Annotated in this window: 18 protein-coding genes and 7 tRNA genes; 11 read left to right on the top strand and 14 right to left on the bottom strand. The window is 73.5% G+C overall.

Going from position 1 to position 20,393, the window contains the following annotated elements:
• Positions 1–47 precede the first annotated feature (47 nt).
• A complete protein-coding gene (locus ACWFR1_RS10310; protein ID WP_453548722.1) occupies positions 48–509 on the bottom strand; it encodes an SRPBCC family protein in 462 nt (153 codons plus the stop codon).
• A gap of 83 nt (positions 510–592) precedes the next feature.
• Here ACWFR1_RS10310 and ACWFR1_RS10305 point away from each other — a divergent pair, with 83 nt between their 5' ends.
• Positions 593–3,217 carry an SCO7613 C-terminal domain-containing membrane protein gene (locus ACWFR1_RS10305; protein WP_453548720.1) on the top strand — a complete coding sequence of 875 codons (2,625 nt, stop codon included), beginning with the start codon at positions 593–595 and terminating at the stop codon, positions 3,215–3,217.
• Between the two features lie 58 nt (positions 3,218–3,275).
• Here the strand turns inward: ACWFR1_RS10305 and ACWFR1_RS10300 are convergent.
• Positions 3,276–3,350, bottom strand: a tRNA-Val gene (locus tag ACWFR1_RS10300).
• Between the two features lie 54 nt (positions 3,351–3,404).
• Positions 3,405–3,827 (bottom strand): TIGR02611 family protein, encoded by a 423-nt coding sequence (locus tag ACWFR1_RS10295; RefSeq protein ID WP_453548717.1) that lies wholly within the window; start codon positions 3,825–3,827, stop codon positions 3,405–3,407.
• A gap of 190 nt (positions 3,828–4,017) precedes the next feature.
• On the opposite strand from ACWFR1_RS10295, the gene ACWFR1_RS10290 reads away from it, so the two are divergent.
• Together ACWFR1_RS10290 and ACWFR1_RS10285 are read left to right on the top strand one after the other, a co-directional pair.
• Positions 4,018–4,431, top strand: a complete 414-nt coding sequence (locus ACWFR1_RS10290) for an SsgA family sporulation/cell division regulator (protein ID WP_015032345.1) — start codon at positions 4,018–4,020, stop codon at positions 4,429–4,431.
• Between the two features lie 190 nt (positions 4,432–4,621).
• On the top strand, positions 4,622–5,179 hold the full coding sequence (locus ACWFR1_RS10285; RefSeq protein WP_453548715.1) for a CGNR zinc finger domain-containing protein: 558 nt from the start codon (positions 4,622–4,624) through the stop codon (positions 5,177–5,179).
• 78 nt (positions 5,180–5,257) lie between these two features.
• Here ACWFR1_RS10285 and ACWFR1_RS10280 read toward each other — a convergent pair whose 3' ends face one another.
• Entirely contained in the window at positions 5,258–5,440 is a 183-nt protein-coding gene (locus ACWFR1_RS10280; RefSeq protein WP_453548775.1) for a hypothetical protein, read from the bottom strand.
• Between the two features lie 111 nt (positions 5,441–5,551).
• Positions 5,552–5,974: a hypothetical protein gene (locus tag ACWFR1_RS10275; RefSeq protein ID WP_453548712.1), complete on the bottom strand. Its 423-nt coding sequence runs from the start codon at positions 5,972–5,974 to the stop codon at positions 5,552–5,554.
• Between the two features lie 147 nt (positions 5,975–6,121).
• Here ACWFR1_RS10275 and ACWFR1_RS10270 point away from each other — a divergent pair, with 147 nt between their 5' ends.
• Positions 6,122–6,637: a DsbA family protein gene (locus tag ACWFR1_RS10270; protein ID WP_453548710.1), complete on the top strand. Its 516-nt coding sequence runs from the start codon at positions 6,122–6,124 to the stop codon at positions 6,635–6,637.
• A gap of 6 nt (positions 6,638–6,643) precedes the next feature.
• On the opposite strand, the gene ACWFR1_RS10265 is transcribed toward ACWFR1_RS10270, so the two are convergent.
• The 3 genes from ACWFR1_RS10265 to ACWFR1_RS10255 form a co-directional block, all read right to left on the bottom strand.
• Positions 6,644–7,483 carry a GNAT family N-acetyltransferase gene (locus tag ACWFR1_RS10265; protein WP_453548772.1) on the bottom strand — a complete coding sequence of 280 codons (840 nt, stop codon included), beginning with the start codon at positions 7,481–7,483 and terminating at the stop codon, positions 6,644–6,646.
• A 112-nt stretch (positions 7,484–7,595) separates the two neighbouring features.
• On the bottom strand, positions 7,596–8,426 hold the full coding sequence (locus ACWFR1_RS10260; protein ID WP_453548708.1) for an aminotransferase class IV: 831 nt from the start codon (positions 8,424–8,426) through the stop codon (positions 7,596–7,598).
• Entirely contained in the window at positions 8,423–9,490 is a 1,068-nt protein-coding gene (locus ACWFR1_RS10255; protein WP_453548705.1) for a chorismate-binding protein, read from the bottom strand. The genes ACWFR1_RS10260 and ACWFR1_RS10255 overlap by 4 nt, the downstream gene beginning before the upstream one ends.
• 277 nt (positions 9,491–9,767) lie before the next feature.
• Here ACWFR1_RS10255 and ACWFR1_RS10250 point away from each other — a divergent pair.
• The 6 genes from ACWFR1_RS10250 (at position 9,768) to ACWFR1_RS10225 (ending at position 10,364) form a co-directional block, all read left to right on the top strand.
• Positions 9,768–9,840: transfer RNA gene (locus ACWFR1_RS10250), tRNA-Gly, on the top strand.
• Between the two features lie 39 nt (positions 9,841–9,879).
• Positions 9,880–9,953: transfer RNA gene (locus ACWFR1_RS10245), tRNA-Cys, on the top strand.
• A gap of 1 nt (position 9,954) precedes the next feature.
• Positions 9,955–10,026 (top strand) — tRNA-Val (locus ACWFR1_RS10240).
• Between the two features lie 34 nt (positions 10,027–10,060).
• Positions 10,061–10,132 (top strand) — tRNA-Val (locus ACWFR1_RS10235).
• Between the two features lie 42 nt (positions 10,133–10,174).
• Positions 10,175–10,246 (top strand) — tRNA-Val (locus ACWFR1_RS10230).
• 43 nt (positions 10,247–10,289) lie between these two features.
• Positions 10,290–10,364 (top strand) — tRNA-Val (locus ACWFR1_RS10225).
• 56 nt (positions 10,365–10,420) lie between these two features.
• Here ACWFR1_RS10225 and ACWFR1_RS10220 read toward each other — a convergent pair.
• The 3 genes from ACWFR1_RS10220 to ACWFR1_RS10210 all read right to left on the bottom strand — a co-directional run bounded on the left by ACWFR1_RS10220 (position 10,421) and on the right by ACWFR1_RS10210 (position 12,103).
• A complete protein-coding gene (locus tag ACWFR1_RS10220; protein ID WP_453548703.1) occupies positions 10,421–10,708 on the bottom strand; it encodes a TFIIB-type zinc ribbon-containing protein in 288 nt (95 codons plus the stop codon).
• A 46-nt stretch (positions 10,709–10,754) separates the two neighbouring features.
• Positions 10,755–11,741, bottom strand: coding sequence for a phosphotransferase (locus tag ACWFR1_RS10215; protein ID WP_453548770.1), 987 nt, complete (start codon positions 11,739–11,741; stop codon positions 10,755–10,757).
• Positions 11,742–11,935: 194 nt separating this feature from the next.
• Positions 11,936–12,103, bottom strand: a complete 168-nt coding sequence (locus ACWFR1_RS10210) for a hypothetical protein (protein ID WP_024758747.1) — start codon at positions 12,101–12,103, stop codon at positions 11,936–11,938.
• 628 nt (positions 12,104–12,731) lie between these two features.
• On the opposite strand from ACWFR1_RS10210, the gene ACWFR1_RS10205 reads away from it, so the two are divergent.
• Positions 12,732–13,922, top strand: a complete 1,191-nt coding sequence (locus ACWFR1_RS10205; protein ID WP_453548700.1) for a serine/threonine-protein kinase — start codon at positions 12,732–12,734, stop codon at positions 13,920–13,922.
• A gap of 84 nt (positions 13,923–14,006) precedes the next feature.
• Here ACWFR1_RS10205 and ACWFR1_RS10200 read toward each other — a convergent pair whose 3' ends face one another.
• The 3 genes from ACWFR1_RS10200 to cobT all read right to left on the bottom strand — a co-directional run bounded on the left by ACWFR1_RS10200 (position 14,007) and on the right by cobT (position 20,097).
• Positions 14,007–14,825, bottom strand: coding sequence for a TrmH family RNA methyltransferase (locus ACWFR1_RS10200; protein WP_453548698.1), 819 nt, complete (start codon positions 14,823–14,825; stop codon positions 14,007–14,009).
• A gap of 75 nt (positions 14,826–14,900) precedes the next feature.
• Positions 14,901–16,142, bottom strand: a complete 1,242-nt coding sequence (gene cobA, locus ACWFR1_RS10195) for a uroporphyrinogen-III C-methyltransferase (protein WP_453548696.1) — start codon at positions 16,140–16,142, stop codon at positions 14,901–14,903.
• 325 nt (positions 16,143–16,467) lie between these two features.
• Complete coding sequence (gene cobT / locus ACWFR1_RS10190; protein ID WP_453548694.1) at positions 16,468–20,097, bottom strand: nicotinate-nucleotide--dimethylbenzimidazole phosphoribosyltransferase; 3,630 nt, start codon at positions 20,095–20,097, stop codon at positions 16,468–16,470.
• Positions 20,098–20,393: the final 296 nt, after the last annotated feature.

Below are 20,393 nucleotides of genomic sequence, written 5' to 3'. Positions count from 1 at the left end.
CATACAGGCCCGCGAGGGTCCGGTTCAAACCGCCCGGCCGCCGCCCCTCATCGACGCTCTCCGAGCGGTCCCCTCATATGGGCGGTGAGCCCGCGCCGCCCACCCCGCATCATCAGCGCGTGATTGGCCCGGAAGACGGGCCGTCCGGGGACGGCGAAGACCCTCAGGAGCCGGGCGCGGACCTCCACCTCCTGCTCGTACACGGCGCGGGTGCCCGTCCCTTCCGCCGCGAGGGTCCAGCGGACCCACCCCTCCAGGTCGCCGCCGAGGCCGACCTCGAGGATCCGGGCGGCGGGGTCGCGGCGCAGGGCGCGGGCGGTGACGACGAGGTCGTACGGGAGGAGGGAGCGGAAGCGGGCGGTGCCGGTGGTGTCGTCGAGGGGGACGACCTCGACGACCTGGGGCCACCAGCGGGGGTACTCCTCGGCGCGTTCGAGGACGGCGTAGACGGCGTCGGGCGGGGCGGCGAGCCGCCAGACGCTGCGGAAGCGGTACCGGCACCAGTCCATGCCCCCAGTGTGGGGGTACTCAGGCACGGATATGAGTACGTCGGCGCATTCCCGTCACGTGTGGCCGGGGCCACACTCCGGGTATGGACACTTCCCTGCCGCCCGCGGACGAGCTGGTGCTCGTCGACCGCGAGCTGGCGCAACTCGACGCGCGCCGGACCCAGTTGCTGGCCCGCCGGGCCTGGCTGATCCGGGCGCTGTACACGCCTGCTCCGGCGGCGGCCCCGCCGTGGCCGGGCGGCAGGCCGGTCGCGGACTCGACCCCGCGGAGCGCGCAGAACGTGCTGCTGACGCTCGGCGGGACGCTTCTGACGATCGCCGCGGTCGCCTTCACCCTGGTGAGCTGGGGCTCGATGGGGATCGGTGGCCGGGCGGCGGTGCTGCTCGTGGTGACCTCGGCGGCGCTGGCCGCGCCAGTGGCGCTGCTGCGGAAGGGTCTGGTCTCGACGGCCGAGTCGGTGGCGGCCCTGGGCCTCGTCCTGATGGTGCTCGACGCGTACGCGCTGCACCGGGTGGCCCTGCCGGAGACGGACGGCCTGGGTTACACCGCCGTGGCGGCCGCGGTCCTCGCGGGTGCCTGGACGGCGTACGGGTCGGTGCTCGGCCGGCTGCGGATCCCGCTGCCGGTGGCCGTGGTCGCGGCCCAGCTGCCGCTGCCGCTCGGCGTGCTCGCGGCCGGTGGCGGGCCGACGGCCTTCGCCTGGGCGGCGCTGGCCACGGTCGCGGCGGACGTGGCGCTGGTGCTGTGGACCCGCCCGGTGGCGGTACGGATCACGGCGGCGACCGGGGCGACGGCGCTGGGCGGCTGGTCGCTCCTGACGGGCGCGTGGCTCTCCCTGACCTCCCCGTGGAGCGGCGCCCCGCTCCTCCTGGCGGGCGCGGCCCTTTCGCTGTACGTGGCCTGGCGCCGGCCTCCGCTCGCGGCGGCGGCCTCGGCGCTCGCGGGCCTGGCGACGGTGACGGCCCTCGGCGGCCTCCTCCGGGCGGCGCTCCCGGCGGACTGGGCGGTCCCGGGGTACGTGCTGTGCGGTCTCGCCCTGGCGTCGGTGTGGCGCGCCGGCACGACGGACGCCCCGTCCGGGCACGCCGGCTCCGCGCCGACGACGGCCGGGGCGGGTACGGCGGACAAGCCGGCCGGTACGGACGGCACTGACGGCACGGCTGTCGTGCCCGGGGCGACTGTGACGCCCGGGGCGGCCCGAGCGGGCATGCCCGCGTGGCTGCCGCGCGGCGTCCGGGTCGGGCTGACCGCCGCCGGGGCCGGGGTCGTGGCGCTCGGCGCCCTCTGGGCGCTGCCGCCCGCGGCCGTGGGTCTGCTGGGACCGGTGGCCCGGACGACGGACGTGTGGTCCGGCGAGCACGCCGAGCGCGCCCTGACCTCGTATCCGGCGACCGCCGCCCTGGTCCTCCTGGTGGCCGCCGCCGCGCTCGCGGCCGTCCCGCGACTCTGGGCCCGGTGCGGCGCGCTCGCGGTCGTCTGGTCGCTGCTGACGGCCCTGCCGGTCTCGCTGGACCTGGCGTACGCGACGACGCTCGCCCTCCAGCTCCTGACCGCGGCGGCCGCCCTCCACCTCGCCGTCCGCCCCGGCCCGCTGCTGCGCGGACTGCGCCGGAGCGAGGTGCCGGACGCGGCGGCCGGGCGGCCCGCCGGCCCCGCCGTGCCGCCGCTTCCCGGCCCCGGGACGCCCTGGGGCGGTTGGGTGCCCCGGCTGCCCCAGCCGCGGGCGGCCGCCCCTGAGCCCCGTACCGCGCTCGGCTGGTGCGCCTATGCCGGCGGGCTCGCGTCGGCCGGCAGCGCGGTCGCGCTCGCCCTGGACGTCCGAGGGGCCACGTTCGCCGCCCTGGGGGTGCTGCTGGGCCTCTTCACGGGCGTCGCCGTGCTCGGGGAGGGCGCGCGCCGGGTGATCTCCGCCTGCGCCGCCGTGCTCACGGCGGCGGGGCTCGTCCTGGCGGGCGCGGCAGCCGCGGGGTTCGAGGACCACTGGACGGCGCTGGCCCTGCTCCTGGTCCCGGCCGCCACGGCGGCCCTCGCCGCCCGGACGCGCACGGGCCCGGTGGTCCTCGCGGCCGAGGTCTCCGGCGCCTCCGTGGGGCTGCTCGCCCTGGGGATCGCCACGTCCCGGCCCGCGTTCCTCGCGCTCGTCCTGGCCGTCGGCGGGGTGATCGCGGCGGCGACGGCGCTCCGGCCGGAGCGGCGGCGGTTCGCGTCGTGGACGGCCGCGGTCCTGTTCCTGCTCGCCACCTGGGTGCGGCTCGCGGTCTCGGACGTGACGACCCCGGAGGCGTACACGCTGCCGGTGACGGTGCCCGCGCTGGTCGTCGGGTTCCTGCGGCGGCGCAGGGACCCGGAGGCCTCGTCCTGGGCGGCGTACGGGCCGGGTCTCGCGGCGACGCTGCTGCCGAGTCTCGTCGCGGCCTGGGTCGACCCCGCGTGGGTGCGCCCGCTGCTCCTGGGGGTCGCGGCGCTGGTCGTGACGCTGCTCGGCGCGCGCTTCCGGCTCCAGGCGCTGCTCGTCCTCGGCGGGACGGTGCTGGCCCTGGACGGGCTGCACGAGCTGGCCCCGTACGTCGTGCAGGCGGTGGGCGCGCTGCCCCGCTGGCTGCCGCCGGCCCTCGCCGGGCTCCTGCTGCTCGCGGTGGGCGCCACGTACGAGCAGCGACTGCGGGACGCCCGGCGGCTGCGGGAGCGGCTGGCGCGGATGCGGTGAAAGCCGGAAACGCGGAAGGCCCGGGGACGGTGTTCCGTCTCCGGGCCTTCGGGCCGGGTGGTGGGCGATACTGGGTTCGAACCAGTGACCCCTTCGGTGTGAACGAAGTGCTCTCCCACTGAGCTAATCGCCCGGGCGCACCGCAAACATTACCCCATGTCAGCGGGGCTCCCGAACCATCGGAAGGTCACTCGTCGATCTTCCACGGCATGACGATGCCGAACTTCCAGAGGTAGACACCGAGCAGGGTGCCGATGATCACCAGGCCGACGGTGGTGAGGATGATGTTCCTGCGGCGGACCTTGGGGTCGAGGGCGCGCTGGGCGGCCTCGGTGACCTTCCGCTTGGTCCAGCGCAGCACGAGCTGTGCCCAGACGAACTCGGTCGCCCAGATCGCCATGCCGCCGAAGATGACCAGCCAGCCGGGACCGGGAAGCGGCAGCATCACGATGCCCGCGCCGACGACGGCCAGTCCCACGATGAAGACGCCGACCTGCCAGCTCAGGTGCAGCCCTCGTCGGGACTTGATGAACTCCGGTGCGCGGGATCCCAATTCGGCTTCCTGGCCGGCTGCGGAATCCCCTGTGCGCTCGTCACTCTCCGCATTCATACCCCCCAACTTACCGGACACGTGAGGCCAACCGGTATGGCGGTATTACCCAAAGTTACATGCGTCCGTTCGAGCTACCTGAACGATCACAAAACCGACAGAGGGGTTTACAACGGCACTGGAGGTGGCATGTCGATTTCGCCGACGTGCGAATCCCCGAGCGCACACTGAGCGAAAGGCCCTGGCGCTTATGAACACCACGGTCAGCTGCGAGCTGCACCTGCGCCTCGTTGTGTCGAGCGAGTCCTCACTGCCTGTACCCGCGGGCCTGCGGTATGACACGGCCGATCCCTATGCCGTGCACGCCACCTTCCACACCGGAGCCGAAGAGACGGTCGAATGGGTATTCGCCCGCGACCTTCTCGCCGAGGGGCTGCACCGGCCCACCGGCACGGGCGACGTCCGCGTCTGGCCATCCCGTAGTCACGGCCAGGGAGTCGTCTGCATCGCGTTGAGCTCACCCGAGGGAGAAGCCCTGCTCGAGGCCCCGGCGAGGGCCCTGGAGTCGTTCCTGAAGCGGACCGACGCCGCCGTGCCACCGGGCACCGAGCACAGGCACTTCGATCTCGATACGGAGCTCTCCCACATCCTGGCGGACAGCTGAGCCAGGCCGAGAGCCGCACGGCACCGTCCGACTCGGGGCGACGGCGCCGCGTGGGCAGTCACATAGGCACGACAACGGCGTTCCCCACCGCGCAGCCGGCGCGGTGGAGGGCGCCGTTGTCCCTTTCCCGGCCACGCTAGAGTCAGCGCCATTCCGCGGGCGCCGCTCGCGGCCGGCCAGGGAGCGAATCGTGCTGATCCCCCACGACACCCGGATCGCCCTCGACACCGTTGTCGATCTGATGAACACGGCCCCCCAGGGCGACCGTCCCGACGAGCTCGCGGACCTCGAAGGCCTGCGGACCTTCGTGCACGCCCACAAGATCAGCGACGTGGGCGACCTCGGGCCCGACGACCTGAGGGCCGTGCGCAAGGTACGCGAGAGGTTCGCCGCGGTCTTCTCGGCCCCCGACCCCCGGATCGCGGCCCCGCTGATCAACCAGCTGGTGGCGGCCGCGGGCACCACCCCGCAGCTCACCGACCACGACGGTTACGACCTGCACGTCCACTACTTCGCGCCGGGCGCCTCGGTGGCGGACCACCTCGGCGCCGACTGCGGCATGGCCCTCGCGTTCATCGTCGTGGCGGGCGAGCAGGAGCGGCTGCGGCGCTGCGAGGCACCGGACTGCGGCCGGGCCTTCGTCGACCTGTCCCGCAACCGCTCACGCCGCTACTGCGACAGCCGCACCTGCGGCAACCGCCTGCACGTCGCCGCGTACCGGGCGCGCCGCAAGGAAGCGGCGGGCTGACACCGCAGGACCGGTCCGCGCACCGCGCGCACGGCGGCACGCGTCACAGCACCCGCCGCACACCCGCCCCTGCACGCGTCACAGCACGAAGAGATCGTGCACGGCGGCCATCAGCAGCAGACAGCCGATCACCGCGAGGAAGATCATCAACGGCGGCTGGGAGAGCGCGAACAGACAGCCTCGCGGCTCTTCCAGGGGTACGTCGACAGGACCGGCGGCATCGGGGGCGGCGGGGACGGGCTCCCGCGAGGTATCCAGCATCTCGGGGGGATGATGACGCACGTCCCACCCTCGAAATCCCGCAACACGCCTCACCGTAAGGGGTGTTCACCCCTTCCCGTGGATCGCGGGAACGGTAATCGCCAGAAGTGATCAGATTCCGTGCTTCTTCAGAATCGCCTCGATGTCACTGAAGTCCTCCCCGGCGGACTGCCCGGCCTGCCCGGCCTGCGGCTTCGGTGCCACGGCGCGCGAGGGTGAGGAAGCGGCCGGGGCCACGGCGGGCTGCTCCGCTTCCCCGGCGATCTGTCGGCGCCCGCCCCGGCGCCGCTCGACGGCCCGTGTGGACGAGAACAGCAACCAGGCCAGACCGAGCACACCGAACCCGGCCCAGGCGACCGGGCTGAAGGCCGTGCCCGCGATCCAGTCCACGACGCCGGTCATCACGAGACCCAGCGGCACCAGGGCGTAGGCGGCGATCCGGGCGGCGGACAGGAAGCGCTTCCGGTACGCCGTGATCGCGGCGAGGCCCAGGCCCGCCGCGGCCGCCGCGGAGCAAATGGTCTCGGCGAGCATGCGATCCTCCTGGTCCGGGTGATACGTCCCTTCCATCCTGCACCGCCGAGGGCGCTCGCGGCCATGCCCCGGGGTCGTTCTCAGGGAGATCTCGGGGTCGTCACGGCCGGATCTCCTCCCCAGGTCCCGGTGAGGGACACTGCTGCCATGAACGACTCCACCACCGCACCCGCCTCCCCCGTCGTCCTGGAGGCCTGGTTCGACCTCCAGTGCCCCGACTGCTTCGTGGCCCTCGACGACGTCCGCGCCCTGCGCGAGACGTACGGCACCCGCCTCGACGTACAGCTGCGGCACTTCCCGCTGCCGAAGCACAAGCACGCGTACGCCGCCGCCCAGGCCGCCGAGGAGGCCGTCGAGCAGGGCAAGGGCTGGCCGTACGTGGAGGCGCTGCTGGCCAGGACCGCCGAGCTCGGCGACCGCGGCGAGCCGGTGCTCCTGGAGGTGGCGATCGAACTGGGGCTGGACGCCGAGGAGTTCGACACCGCCCTGATCGACGGCCGGCACCTGCTGACCGTCGACGCGGACGAGGCCGAGGGCAAGGCGATCAAGGTCACCGGCACCCCGACCTATGTGATCGGCGGCGAGCGCCTCGACGGCGGCCAGAGCCAGGAGGGCCTGCGCCGGCGCATCGAGGAGATCGCCGACCGCCTCCTGAAGGGCTGATCCCCCCTACCGGAGCTCCTTCGCGCTGTTGACGTAGGTCGTGCGGTAGCCGAGGGACTCGTAGAGGCGGATGGCCGGGGTGTTGCCCGCGAAGACGTGGAGTCCGAGCAGTTCCTCCCCGGTCTCCCGCGCGACCCGCTCGGCGAGCAGCATGAGGGCCCGGCCGTAGCCGCGGCCGCGCCGCTCCTCCGCGACCTCGATGTCGTACACGAAGGCGGCCCACCGTCCCGGTTCGAGCTCGATGCGGCCGGTCCACAGGAAGCCGGCGGGCCGCCCGTCCCTGACGACCACGTGGATCGCGACGCCGGGGGTGGCCAGGCCCTGGGAGAGGTACCGGCGGTAGCTGTCGTCGGCCTTGGCGCGGGCCTGGTCCTCGGGAACGCCGCGGTCGGTCCAGCTCCGCACGAAGCCCTCCATGGCCCGCGCCTTCCACTCCGTGAACTCGCTCACGGTGATGGGCCTGACCTCGACGCCCTCCGGCAGGGCAGGGGGCTCGGCCCCCAGCTCCTTCACCATGTTCCGGCTGCGCTCGGTGTAGCCCAGCGAGCGGGCCATGCGCAGCGCCGCCTCCGCTTCGGCGGGCACCGATATCTGCGCCTCGCCGCAGCCCCAGCCCCTCAGCACCTCCTCGGAGGCGAGCGCGGCGACAGTGCCCCTGCCCCGCCGCCGGTCGGGCTCGTCGACCCGGAGTTCCTCGATCCGGCCCGAGGCGGCGCCGAAGCCGGGATCGGTCGAGAGGTGGACGGAGCCGACGCGGCGGCTGTTCACGCACACGTCGTAGGTACGGGAACGGCCGCCGTCGGGCGTCTGCTGAAGCGGCCCGGACGGCCGCAGGGTGGTGGTCATCATGGGTGTTCTACCCACCCGCGGGCCGTCCGTCATCCGGATTTACGCGCACCGACCCCCGCGAGGCGGCTCGGATCGGGCGGTTCGTGCCGGACCGTTCATGCCGGAGGGTTCAGGCGAGGCGCGGGTCCCGGTCCTGGGCCGCGCGCTCGTCGAAGATCCGCATGGCCTTGGCGGTGACCGGCCCCGGGGCGCCGGCGAGCGCGCGCCCGTCGACCCGGTGGACGGCCTGGACATCGCGGAGCGTCGAGGTCAGGAAGATCTCCTCGGCGCTCTCCAGGACGTCCAGCGGCAGGTCGCTCTCCTCGGCGCCGGTCCACTCCACGGCGAGGGCCCGGGTGATGCCCGCGAGGCAGCCCGAGGAGACGGGCGGGGTGTGGACGGTGCCGTCGAGGACGACGAAGACGTTGGAGCCGGTGCCCTCGCAGAGCTGCCCCACGGTGTTCCCGAAGAGCGCCTCGGACGCCCCCTGCTCGCGCGCCCTGGCGAGGGCGACGACGTTCTCCGCGTACGAGGTGGTCTTCAGCCCCGCGAGGGCGCTGCGCTCGTTACGGGTCCAGGGCACGGTGATCACCGCGGTGGAGTCGGCGCGGCGGACGGTCTCGCCGAGTCCGACGACGAGGCTGCCGGCGGCGTCGCCGCGCTCCGAGCCGAGCGGGGAGAGGCCACCGGTGTACGTGATCCGCAGCCGGCCGAGCTCCATGGGATTGGCGGCGAGGACGGCGGCGCAGGCGCGGCGGACCTCGTCGAGGTCCGGCTCGGGCAGTCCGAGGCCGCGGGCGGAGCGGGTGAGCCGCTCCAGGTGGAGGGTGAGAGCAAACGTTTCGCCACGCTCGGCCTTGACGGTCTCGAAGACGCCGTCGCCGACGGTCAGCCCGTGGTCCAGGACGGAGACCAGGGCGGCCTCCGCGTCGTGCAGCCCGCCGTTGACCCAGAGTTTCATCGAGAGATGGCCTTTCCGCTCGCCTCGTAGGCGCCTGACTCGTAGGCGCCCGACGCTATCGCGACCAGCCGGGACGCCTTCAGCTCGGTCTCCTCCCACTCGCGCTCCGGGTCCGAGCCCCAGGTGATCCCGGCGCCCGTGCCGAAGCGGAGCACGCCCTCGGGCCGGTCGATCCAGAAGGTCCGTATGCCGACGGCCAGCTCGGCGGTGCCCGCGTCGGCGTCGACCCAGCCGACGCCGCCGCAGTACGGGCCCCGGGGGGCGGTCTCCAGGGCCTCGATGATCCGCAGGGCACTGGACTTGGGAGCGCCGGTGACGGAGCCGGGTGGGAAGGTGGCGTCGAGGAGCTCGGGCCAGCCGGCGTCCTCGCGCAGGAGGCCGGTGACGGTGGAGACGAGATGGACGAGGCCGGGGTGCTCCTCGATCGCGCAGAGCGCGGGGACGGCGACGGTCCCGGTCTCGCTGACGCGGCCCAGGTCGTTGCGGACCAGATCGACGATCATCACGTTCTCGGCGTGGTCCTTGGGGAGCAGGTCGGCGGCGGTGCGACCGGTGCCCTTGATGGGGCCCGAGGTGATCAGGGCCCCTTCGCGGCGGAGGTAGAGCTCCGGGGAGGCGGTGGCGATCTCCACGCCGTGGGCGGGCAGCCGAATCGTTCCGGCGTAGGGGGCCGGATTGCCCTGGGCCAGGAGCGCGGTCAGCGCGTCGACGTCGGCGGCGGCCGGGTCCGGCAGCGGCGCGGTCATCACCCGGCAGAGGTTCGCCTGATAGACCTCGCCCCGCGCGATGTGCTCGCGCACGCGCCGGACGCCCGCGACGTACGCGGCGCGGTCGAGCGAGGACGTCCAGTCACCGGCCCCGGGTCCCCGCCAGGCCCCCGGCACGGGCGCGGGCACCGGGGCGGGCCGCACGTCGCCGAAGCGGGCGCAGGTCAGCCGGCCCTCGAAGTCCGCGCAGACGGCCCAGAAGCCGGTGGAGTCCAGGGCCTCGGGGTCATGGGTGACGTCCCGGAGATCGGTCGCGACGAGGCCGCCGAAACGGGCCAGAGGAGCAGAGTCGTACACGCATCGAGTCTAGGTGGGGTGGACCAGGTCCTGCGGGCTCGCGTGCGCGGGGTCACGCGCCGGGCGTGCGCGGGTCCTGCGAGAGGGCTGCGCGAGGGCTGCGCGCCACAGTGGGAACACGGCGAGTGAACGACGTACGAACCCTCCGGGCCGTCCGGCCGGGCACCCCGATCGGCGCGCAGGTCAGCACGCTGCGGAAACGCGTTTTTGTACTGGCCCAGGAATCCGCTAGAGTTCAACACGTCGCCGGGACGCGCAAGCGGAACGGAAACGACAAGCGGACGTGGCTCAGTTGGTAGAGCATCACCTTGCCAAGGTGAGGGTCGCGAGTTCGAATCTCGTCGTCCGCTCGATGTGGGGGATCTTCCCGAACCCCTGTTATCACTCCTGGTGGAGTGGCCGAGAGGCGAGGCAACGGCCTGCAAAGCCGTCTACACGGGTTCAAATCCCGTCTCCACCTCCAAGGACGATTAGCTCAGCGGGAGAGCACTTCCCTGACACGGAAGGGGTCACTGGTTCAATCCCAGTATCGTCCACTGGATCTTCGGATCCTGGGTCTTCGGATCCCCCGCGCGATTAGCTCAGCGGGAGAGCGCTTCCCTGACACGGAAGAGGTCACTGGTTCAATCCCAGTATCGCGCACACAGTACCCGGCACCGCCGTTCACGACGTGTGCACCACCCCGCGCGATTAGCTCAGCGGGAGAGCGCTTCCCTGACACGGAAGAGGTCACTGGTTCAATCCCAGTATCGCGCACGCAGCATGGAGTATCTTCGGATGCGACGTGTGCATCACACCCGCGCGATTAGCTCAGCGGGAGAGCGCTTCCCTGACACGGAAGAGGTCACTGGTTCAATCCCAGTATCGCGCACCACCTGAAGAAGCCCCCGGCCGCAATTCGCGGCCGGGGGTTTCTTCGTGCTCAGGTCCTCAGGAGGAGAAGAGCATCCGACCGAAGCCGCGCTGGCGGTAGTGACCGCCGCCGTGGTGGCCGCCCTGGTGCGGGGCGCCCCAGGCCGGGGCCGCGGGGGCGGGCTGCGCCGGGTAGGCCGCCGGCGGGGCGGGCGGCGCCTGCTGGGACCACTGGGACTCCAGGCGGGTCAGGGCCTCCAGCTCGCCGAAGTCCAGGAATATCCCGCGGCAGCCGCTGCACTGCTCGATCTGGACGCCGTTGCGGTTGTACGTGTGCATCGCCGCATGGCACTTGGGACACTGCATGCTCGGCTCAACTCCCTGACATTGCCGTTCGAATGGTGGCTTCACTTTACGTGGACGCCGAAGGGGACGATTCGGTTCGGTGTCCCGCTATGCGCGCACAGGTGTCGATCATCACGTCCTCGACCTCGTCGAGCGGCCTGCGTTCGACCGTCGACTTGGCGATGGCCAGGGCCGCCGTCTGGACCGTCAGGGCCCGGGCCGGAACGTCGAGTTGGACCCAGGGATCGGCCCCGACGGCCGGACCGCCCGCCTCCTGGTACGCGCCGAGGAAACGGGACCACACCTCCGGCGGCAGGATGCCGGCGGCGAACCAGGCCGCGGGGCGGGCCAGATCCCACGCGGGGTCGCCGAGGCCGAGGTCGTCGATGTCGATGAGCCGCCAGGGGCCGTCGCCGAGCGGCCCGGGCTCACGCACCAGTTGGCCCAGGTGGAAGTCTCCGTGGCAGAGCAGGCGGAGGGCGGGGCCGCCGCTGCCATCGTTGTTGTTGTCGTTGTCCTCGTTGTTGTCGTCGTTGGAGAGCGTCCGCCAGGCGCTCAGTACCGTCGCGGCGGCCGGGTGGTCCGGCGCCGTCCCGCGCATCCGCTCCACGGCGAGCGACACCTTGAGCGGGGCCCGCATCGCCGGGAGCCGCTGGGCGAGCACCGGCGGGGGCGGCGTGCGGTGGAGCCGGGCCAGGAGCCGCGCCGCGTCCTCCCAGGGAGCGGCGTCGGGGTCGTCCGGGGCGACGGGCGGCCCGTACGGCCAGACCGTGACGGGACGGCCGTCGAGTTCGGCACCGCCCTGCGACGGGACCGGCAGCGGGAGCGGCGGCAGGAGGACGCCGTCGACGTCGGGGTGACCCGCGAGCGCCAGCCGGGCACGGTGCGCCTCGGGGTCGGTGTCGGGGGCGTGCGCCTTGGCGACGAGCGCCCCGTGACGTACGACCGTCCCGTCCGCCCGGTCGGCGAGCACCCCGACCAGGCCGCTCGCGCAGCGGCACGGCGCGCCGGGGCGGTGAGCGGCCGCGCGCGCCACGGCGGCGAGCCGGTCCAGCGGGGAGGGGGGCGTCGCGGGCGGTGGGGGTGCGGGCTGGGCTTCGGGGTCCACGCGGGGAGCGTACGCGGCGCGAAGGCCGGTCAGCTCCCCAGCTGACCGGCCTCACGCTGCCGTCCGCCACACCCCCGTCCCCACGGGGTTGATGGCCGGATGTCCCTGACCCGGGCCGCTCTCCCTGGTCCGGGCGCTGTTCAGCGCCCCAACATCACGCCCACGGACGACGCCTGTGTGACCACCGCTTCCCAGCCGCCGAAGACGACCACGAGCAGGGCCGCGAGAGGGAGGACCATGGCCGTGGCCACCAGAGGGTGACGACGGCCCGAAGGGCTGGTGGTCGACCGCGGTGCCGTGTACGCCATGGGTCCTCTCCTGTCGTGTCTGGCGCGGCGGGTACGTGACCTCGGGGGACGAGTGCTGCACCCGCCGCTGACAACAACACTAGGGACCGGGAGGCGCCCGGACGTCATGCCCGCGTACCGGCTTGCGGGCCTCCCGGAGGATGACGCCCGGCCGTGCGGAGTACTCCCCTGGGTGGAGACGGACGTCCGGAACTGGGGGTCTTCCCGGAGGGGTCGGCCCCGTCCGGGAGCCGGAGCCCCCTCGGACGGACGGAAGTGGCGGCCGGTCGGTCCGGGGTGGTGCCGGGTGAGCCTCGGGGTGGCGACCGGTGCGCGTCGGGGTGGCGACCGGTGGGCGTCGGGGTGTGCGGCAGGTCACCAGGCGTGACATCGCTCACTTCCGTCCGCCCTGTCCGGATCCCGGGGTTCCTCGGCTGGGGAAGCCGCCCGCCGCCGTCCGGCCGAGCTGTCGCGACGGTTCGTCAAGTGATCTACAGAGGACGGGGGTTGGTGCGGGGCCGCCGGGCGCGAGACCCCTTGCCGTCCCCCTCAGCACTGACAATCGATCCCGCTGCGAGGGCGCGGCCTATGAGCACGTTCGGGCGGCACTACGTAAGCTGTGCCACGTCGAACGGACGAGGGGACGGACATGGCGATGATGCGGCTCCGGCGCGAGGATCCGCGGATCGTCGGGTCGTTCCGGCTCCACCGCAGGCTGGGGGCCGGCGGGATGGGGGTCGTGTACCTCGGGTCCGACCGGCGCGGTCAGCGCGTGGCACTCAAGGTGATCCGGCCCGACCTGGCCGAGGACCAGGAGTTCCGGTCGCGCTTCGCCCGCGAGGTGTCCGCGGCCCGGCGCATCCGCGGCGGCTGCACGGCCCGGCTGGTCGCCGCCGACCTGGAGGCCGACCGCCCCTGGTTCGCCACGCAGTACGTGCCCGGCCCCTCGCTGCACGACCGGGTCGCCGAGGAGGGCGGGCTGCGCGCCGCCGACGTGGCCTCGATCGGGGCCGCGCTCTCGGAGGGCCTGGTCGCCGTCCACGAGGCCGGAGTCGTCCACCGCGACCTGAAGCCCTCGAACATCCTGCTCTCCCCCAAGGGCCCCCGCATCATCGACTTCGGGATCGCCTGGGCCACCGGAGCCAGCACCCTCACCCACGTGGGGACGGCCGTGGGCTCACCCGGCTTCCTCGCCCCCGAGCAGGTCCGCGGCGCGGCCGTCACCCCCGCCACCGACGTCTTCTCCCTCGGCGCCACCCTCGCCTACGCCGCGATGGCCGACTCCCCCTTCGGGCACGGGAGTTCGGAGGTCATGCTCTACCGGGTCGTACACGAGGAACCCCAGCTGCACGGAGTCCCCGACGCCCTGGCCCCGCTGATCCGGGCCTGCCTGGCGAAGGACCCCGAGGAACGTCCCAGCACCCTCCAGCTGTCGATGCGCCTCAAGGAGATCGCCGCGCGCGAGGCACAGGGCCTGCCGGTCTCTCGTCCGCCCGTCCAGCGCGAGCGCGCCGAGGAGCGGAACACCGTCCGGCCGACCGAGCGGTACACGGAGCGGGACACCCGCGGCCACGGTCCCGACCGGGACGCCGAGCGCGAGCAGCGGGGGCAGCAGGCCCGGGGCGCGGGGCAGATCTCACGGCCCTCCTCCACCGGACCGCGGACCGGCGGCTCACGCGCCCCTCAGTCCCGTCCCGGCACCCGGCCGGGCGCCCGCTCGACGTCCACCGGCCGCCGCCCCGCCAACCCCCGCCTGCTGCGGCAGCGCCTCTTCGTCTTCGTGGTCGTCACGCTGGTCGTCGCCCTGGGCATCGCCGCCGCGCAGGCCTTGCAGGGTTAGCCGAAGCCGAGGGCCCCTGGAACGGCCGAAGCCGACCTGAAGGCCCCTGGGGCCTCGGTCGGCTTCGTGGTGTTGCCGCGAGCCTCAGGATTCCGGGCGGCCCGTCGCCACCGCGTAGAACGCGACCGCCGCCGCCGCGCCCACGTTGAGCGAGTCCACGCCGTGGGCCATCGGGATCCGGACCCACTCGTCGGCCGCGCGCAGCGCCTGCGTGGAGAGGCCCTCGCCCTCCGCGCCGAGCATCAGCGCCACCCGCTCCAGTCGGTGCGGGGCCGCCTCGTCGATCGAGGTCGCCTTCTCCGCCGGAGTCAGCGCGAGGAGCTTGAACCCCGCCTCCCGTACCGTCTCCAGACCGCGGGGCCAGCTCTCCAGGCGGGCGTACGGGACGGAGAAGACCGCGCCCATCGAGACCTTGACGGAGCGCCGGTAGAGCGGGTCCGCGCAGTCCGGGGAGAGCAGGACCGCGTCCATGCCCAGGGCCGCGGCGCTGCGGAAGATCGCACCGATGTTGGTGTGGTCGTTGACCGACTCCATGATCACCACCCGGCGGGCGCCCGCGAGCAGCTCCGCCGCGTCCGGCAGCGGCTTGCGCTGCATGGACGCGAGGGCGCCGCGGTGCACGTGGTAGCCGGTGACGCGTTCGGCCAGGTCCGGCTGGACCGCGTACACCGGCGCCGGGACCTCGTCGATGACATCGCGCATGACGTCGACCCACTTGGCGGAGAGCAGCATCGACCGCATCTCGTACCCGGCCTGCCGGGCGCGCCGGATGACCTTCTCGCCCTCCGCGATGAACAGACCCTCTGCGGGCTCGCGTCTGCGCCGGAGTTCGACGTCGGTCAGACCGGTGTAGTCGCGCAGGCGCGGGTCGTCGGGGTCGTCGATCGTGATGAGTTCGGCCACGGGGTGATACTGCCTTGTCCGGGGTGTGGTGCCAATGGTGCGCGACGCTTGGTGACAGGTTTCAGTTACCTCTGGTTACTTCACCAGCTTGCCGGGTCCCTCGCCGACGACGGCGCCGATGACGATGACCGCGGGCGGGCGGACCTCTTCGGCCTTGACCGTCTCCGCGACGGTCGCGAGCGTGGCGTCCACCCTGCGCTGGGCCGCCGTGGTGCCCTCCTGGACGAGCGCCAGCGGCGTCTCCGGGGCCTTGCCGTGGGCGATGAGCGCCTCGGCGATCTTCCCGATCTTGTCGACGCCCATGAGGATCACCAGGGTGCCGGTGAGCTTCGCGAGCGAGGCCCAGTCGACGAGCGAGCGCGGGTCGTCGGGAGCGACGTGCCCGCTCACCACCGTGAACTCGTGGGCCACCCCGCGGTGCGTGACCGGGATGCCGGCCGCGCCCGGGACCGAGATCGAGCTGGAGATGCCCGGGACGACCGTGCAGGCGATGCCCTCGGCGGCGAGTGCCTGGGCCTCCTCCATTCCCCGGCCGAAGACGAACGGGTCGCCGCCCTTGAGGCGGACCACCGACTTCCCGGCCTTCGCGTGCTCGATCAGCGCGTTGTTGATGGCCTCCTGGGCCATGAAGCGGCCGTACGGGATCTTGGCCGCGTCGATCACCTCGACGTGCGGGGGCAGCTCGTCGAGGAGGTCACGGGGGCCGAGCCGGTCGGCGATGACCACGTCGGCCTCGGCCAGCAGACGGCGGCCGCGGACGGTGATCAGGTCCGGGTCGCCGGGGCCGCCGCCGACCAGGGCGACGAAGGGGGTACGCGAGCGGTGCGCGGGCGCCGCGATCGAGCCGTCACGGAGGCCCTCGACGATCGCGTCGCGCACGGCGGCGGAGCGGCGGGGGTCGTGGCCGGTGAGCACGGCGACGGTGACGCCCGCGTCGCGGCCCGTGGCCGGGGTCCAGGCGGTGGCCGCCTCGGCGTCGTCCGCGCGCACGCACCAGGTGCGGGTCCGCTCGGCCTCGGCGGAGGCGGCGGCGTTGGCGGTCGCGTCGGTGGTGGCCACCAGCGCGTACCACGTGTCGGCGAGGTCACCGTCCTCGTACCGACGCGTGATCCAGGTGATCTCGCCCGCCTCCGCCATCGCCTCCACGGAAGGGGTCGCGGACGGGGAGATCAGCGTGATCTCGGCGCCCGCGGCGATCAGCGCGGGCAGGCGGCGCTGGGCGACCTGGCCGCCGCCGAGAACGACGACGCGGCGGCCGGCGAGGCGCAGTCCGACGGGGTAGGCGGGGTGCGTCGCGTTCTCGGTGTGCTCGGCCATGGGTGAGCGGCTCCTCGGAAGGATGTGTACGGGGGGCCGCTGCTGCGGTGAAGCGGCTGGTGGGGCTGGTGGGGCTGGCGGGGGCGCTGCCCCGCGCTCCCACGATATCGGGGGCGGAGTGAAGTCACGCTGTGACGGATCTCCCGGTCGTGGGCGCGTGCGTGAGGGACGCGCAGGGGCCGTGTTCGGGACTGCATGTTTTACGGCGCCTTCGGGCCCATTCGGGTCGGAGGCGCTCATGCGCCACAAAACACGCTCTACGTCCCGAACACGGCCCCTGCGCGTCCCCCACTCCCCTGCGTGGGTGGGAGACGCGCCGGTCGTGCTACTTCTCGGTGACTCCCGCCGAGTCGAACGTGGCCACCTCGTGCATCGCGCGCGCCGCGCTCTGGACCAGGGGGAGCGCCAGGAGGGCGCCCGTGCCTTCGCCGAGGCGGAGGTCCAGGTCGACCAGGGGGCGCAGGCCCAGCTTGTTCAGGGCCGCCACGTGGCCCGGCTCCGCGCTGCGGTGGCCGGCGATGCAGGCCGCGAGCGACTCCGGGGCGATCGCGCGGGCCACGAGGGCCGCCGCGCCGGTGGAGACGCCGTCGAGGATGACCGGCGTACGGAGCGAGGCCGCGCCCAGGATCAGGCCCACGAGGGCCGCGTGCTCCAGGCCGCCGATCGCCGAGAGGACGCCGATCGGGTCCGCCGGGTCCGGCTTGTGCAGGGCCAGTGCGCGGCGGACCACGTCCACCTTGCGGGCGTGCGTCTCGTCGTTGATGCCCGTGCCGCGGCCCGTGACCTCGGCGGCGTCGACCCCGGTGTAGACCGAGATCAGTGCTGCGGACGCGGTGGTGTTCGCGATGCCCATCTCGCCGGTGAGAATCGCCTTGTTGCCCGCCGCGACCAGGTCGCGGGCCGTTTCGATGCCCACCTCGACCGCGGCCAGGACCTCTTCACGGCTCATCGCGAGACCCGTGGTGAAGTCGCCCGTGCCCGGGCGGACCTTACGGGGAAGGAGACCCGGGGTCGCCGGGAGTTCGGAGGCCACACCCACGTCGATGACGCAGACCTCGGCACCCACCTGGTTCGCGAAGGCGTTGCAGACCGCTCCCCCGCCGAGGAAGTTGGCCACCATCTGGCCCGTGACCTCCTGCGGCCAGGGCGTGACGCCCTGAGCGTGCACACCATGGTCGCCGGCGAAGATCGCCACGGCCGCCGGCTCCGGAATCGGCGGAGGGCACATACGGGAGAGGCCGGAGAGCTGCGCGGAGATGATCTCCAGCATGCCGAGGGCGCCGGCCGGCTTGGTCATGCGCTTCTGGCGCTCCCAGGCCTCGCCGAGCGCCTTGGCGTCCAGCGGGCGGATGTTGGCGACCGTCTCCTGGAGCAGGTCGTGCGGTTCCTCGCCCGGCAGGGCGCGACGGCCGTACGTCTCCTCGTGCACCACCCAGGACAGCGGGCGGCGCTTGGACCAGCCCGCCTGTGCCAGTTCCGGCTCGGCGGGGAACTCGTCGACGTAACCCACGCAGAGGTACGCGACCACTTCGAGGTGCTCCGGCAGGCCGAGCGTGCGGACCATCTCGCGCTCGTCGAAGAAGCTGACCCAGCCGACGCCGAGGCCCTCGGCCCTGGCCGCCAGCCAGAGGTTCTCCACGGCTAGCGCGGAGGAGTACGGGGCCATCTGCGGCTGCGTGTAGCGGCCCAGCGTGTGGCGGCCGCCCCGGGTGGGGTCGGCGGTCACGACGATGTTCACCGGGGTGTCGAGGATGGCCTCGATCTTCAGTTCCTTGAACTGCTTCGCCCGGGCCTTCGGCAGCGACTTGGCGTAGGCGTCGCGCTGTCGCTGGGCCAGCTCGTGCATCGTCTGCCGGGTCTCGGCGGAGCGGATGACGACGAAGTCCCAGGGCTGTGAGTGGCCGACGCTGGGGGCCGTGTGCGCGGCCTCCAGGACGCGGAGCAGCACCTCGTGCGGAATCGGGTCCGAGCGGAAGCCGTTCCGGATGTCGCGGCGCTCGCGCATCACGCGCAGGACGGCCTCACGCTCGGCGTCGGCGTAGCCGGGTGCCGGAGCGTCGGGATTCGTGGCGTCGGGATTCGTGGCGTCGACAGGCGGCGTGTTGGGTGCCGGAGCGTCGAGCGTCGTGGCGTCGACAGGCGGGATGTTGGGTGCCGGAGCGTCGACGGGCGGGATGTTGGGTGCCTGGGCGTCGACAGGCGGCGTGCTGGGTGCCTGGGCGTCGACAGGCGGCGTGTCGGGTGCCTGGGCGTCGGGAGTCGGAGCCCCGGCGATCGGCGCTTCCAGGGGCGCTTCCTGTTCCTCTTCTGTGACGAGGAGTTCGGCGTCCGTGGCTCCTCGCTCGTCGGTCGCGGTCGCTTCGGCCGTGACGGTCTGCTCTTCCGTGGCCGTCTGCTGTTCCGTCGCCGGGAGTTCGTCGGCCTCCACCAGGTCCGCCGCGTCCACGAAGCCGCCCTCGGGGTCCGCGGTCGCCTCGGGCTCGGGCTCCTGGGTGGGAGCCACCTCGAGAACCGCCTCGGCCGCCTCGGCCACGGGCTGCGCCGCCGCCTGGTCCGTGAGCTCGACCTGGGCGGGCTGCTCCGGGTGTTCCGGCGCCACCGCTTCGGCCGTGGTCTCCGCCTCGGGGGCCTCCGCGGCGACGAACGCCTCCGCCGCTGCCTGCTCCACGAGAGCCTCGGGCTCGGCGGCCTGCGCCGACTCCTCGGCCTCGGGCGCCTGCTCGGTCTCCGATACCAGTACGGGGGCCTCCGCGGCCGGCTCCGCCTCGCGCGGGGCGGGCACGGTGGCCTGGGTCTCGGCGGGCTCCGGGACCTCGGCCTCGACCGGCTCCTGCGCGGGCTCGCCCACCGTCTCGGGAGCGGCGGCCACGGGAGCCGTCGGCTCCTGGGCCTCGGCGACCGGGGTCGGGGCCAGGTGCGGGGCTGTCGGGACGGAGCCCTCGACCTGGACGAACTGCCCGGTCGGCGGGACGACCGTTTCTGCGGGGAGGACCGGCTGCGGGGCCACGGCCTCCTGCGGCTGCGCGGCCCACGGCTCGGCGCCCTGCGGCGCGAGCTGCTGGTCCTGCGGGATGTCGAAGTACTCGGGGCCCGTCGTCGGCGGTCCCTGGTTCCGCACGGGCATCGGCGCGGGGGCGGTCGCCACGAACGGCGCGGACTGCGGGGCCGGGGCGGGCACCGCGGCCGGACCGCGGTCGGCGAGCGAGAGCACGACGCCGCCGGCCTCGGGCACGGGCGGGCCCATGTGCAGCGGGCGCCGGGCGGGCTGCGGAATCGGAGCGCCGGCCGGCGGCGGGACGCGGACGCCGCCGAGGTCGACCGAACCGGAGTCGCGGCCCGCGGCCTCGTGGGCGCCGGTGTCGAGGATGCCGGGCTCGTAGCCGTGGTCCGCGAGGACGGGCTCCTGCGCGGCCATGGGTACGCCGTGCGCCGGCGTGCCGTGGACGGGAGTGCCGTGCGTCGGGGTGCCGTGGGTCGGCGTGCCGTGCGGAGGAGTGCCTTGCGCGGGAGTGCCGTGCGCGGGAGTGCCGTGCGCCGGCGTGCCGTGGACCGGAGTCCCGTGCGCCGGCGTGCCCACGGCCTGCGCCTGCACGGGCGGCTGGGGCTGAGGAGCGGTCAGGACGTCGGCGAGGACGAAGGATTCCGGGAGCGGGTCGGTGAGCGGGTCGCCCATCGGGGCCTCCGGAGCAAGGGCCACGGGCTGCGCGCCCTGGTGCGGGACCGCGGGGGTTGCCTGCGGGGCCGGTACGGCGACCGGCGGCGCGGGCGCGACGCCCGGCGGGTGCTCACTCCAGGCGCCCTGGGCGCCCGGCATGAGAAGGATGTCGTCGTCTTCGGTTGCCTGCTCGGAGGGGTCCAGGAAGGTGTACGCGCCCGGTGCGGGGATGCCCGGCTGCTCGACCATGCCTGCGTTCTCCGGCAGTCCCTCGCCCGAGACCTGGCCGGTGTCCGTCATGCGTACCCCTCGCCCATCGCTTGTGCTTTCTTCAGACCTGCGCCCGTCGAGAACAACGAGCGCACGCGCCGCGCGGCACGAAGGACACGCGGACACCCACTCATTGTCGCGGCCCTCGGCCGTCGTGGCAGGCAGATCCGCCACGGCGTGCTGTGGACTGCGCCACGTCGCGCGGTCCCCCCTTGCTCCGTACCACATCAGCGAGCCGAGAGGGCCTGCCGATTCGAGACATTCGATGGGTCTCCCCAGCGTAGCGAGGGGGAGAAATGCCGAACGTCCCAGTGCGGTACAACAAT

The sequence above is a fragment of the Streptomyces sp. NPDC055103 genome (genome assembly GCF_053607625.1).
This window is presented reverse-complemented; position numbering and strand designations above follow the sequence as displayed.

Coding starts and splice junctions, on each gene's coding strand:
- ACWFR1_RS10310 (WP_453548722.1), bottom strand. CDS start 509: ATGGACTGGTGCCGGTACCGCTTCCGCAGCGTCTGGCGGCTCGCCGCC.
- ACWFR1_RS10305 (WP_453548720.1), top strand. CDS start 593: ATGGACACTTCCCTGCCGCCCGCGGACGAGCTGGTGCTCGTCGACCGC.
- ACWFR1_RS10295 (WP_453548717.1), bottom strand. CDS start 3,827: ATGAATGCGGAGAGTGACGAGCGCACAGGGGATTCCGCAGCCGGCCAG.
- ACWFR1_RS10290 (WP_015032345.1), top strand. CDS start 4,018: ATGAACACCACGGTCAGCTGCGAGCTGCACCTGCGCCTCGTTGTGTCG.
- ACWFR1_RS10280 (WP_453548775.1), bottom strand. CDS start 5,440: ATGCTGGATACCTCGCGGGAGCCCGTCCCCGCCGCCCCCGATGCCGCC.
- ACWFR1_RS10275 (WP_453548712.1), bottom strand. CDS start 5,974: ATGCTCGCCGAGACCATTTGCTCCGCGGCGGCCGCGGCGGGCCTGGGC.
- ACWFR1_RS10270 (WP_453548710.1), top strand. CDS start 6,122: ATGAACGACTCCACCACCGCACCCGCCTCCCCCGTCGTCCTGGAGGCC.
- ACWFR1_RS10265 (WP_453548772.1), bottom strand. CDS start 7,483: ATGACCACCACCCTGCGGCCGTCCGGGCCGCTTCAGCAGACGCCCGAC.
- ACWFR1_RS10260 (WP_453548708.1), bottom strand. CDS start 8,426: ATGAAACTCTGGGTCAACGGCGGGCTGCACGACGCGGAGGCCGCCCTG.
- ACWFR1_RS10220 (WP_453548703.1), bottom strand. CDS start 10,708: ATGCAGTGTCCCAAGTGCCATGCGGCGATGCACACGTACAACCGCAAC.
- ACWFR1_RS10210 (WP_024758747.1), bottom strand. CDS start 12,103: ATGGCGTACACGGCACCGCGGTCGACCACCAGCCCTTCGGGCCGTCGT.
- ACWFR1_RS10205 (WP_453548700.1), top strand. CDS start 12,732: ATGGCGATGATGCGGCTCCGGCGCGAGGATCCGCGGATCGTCGGGTCG.
- cobA (WP_453548696.1), bottom strand. CDS start 16,142: ATGGCCGAGCACACCGAGAACGCGACGCACCCCGCCTACCCCGTCGGA.
- cobT (WP_453548694.1), bottom strand. CDS start 20,097: ATGACGGACACCGGCCAGGTCTCGGGCGAGGGACTGCCGGAGAACGCA.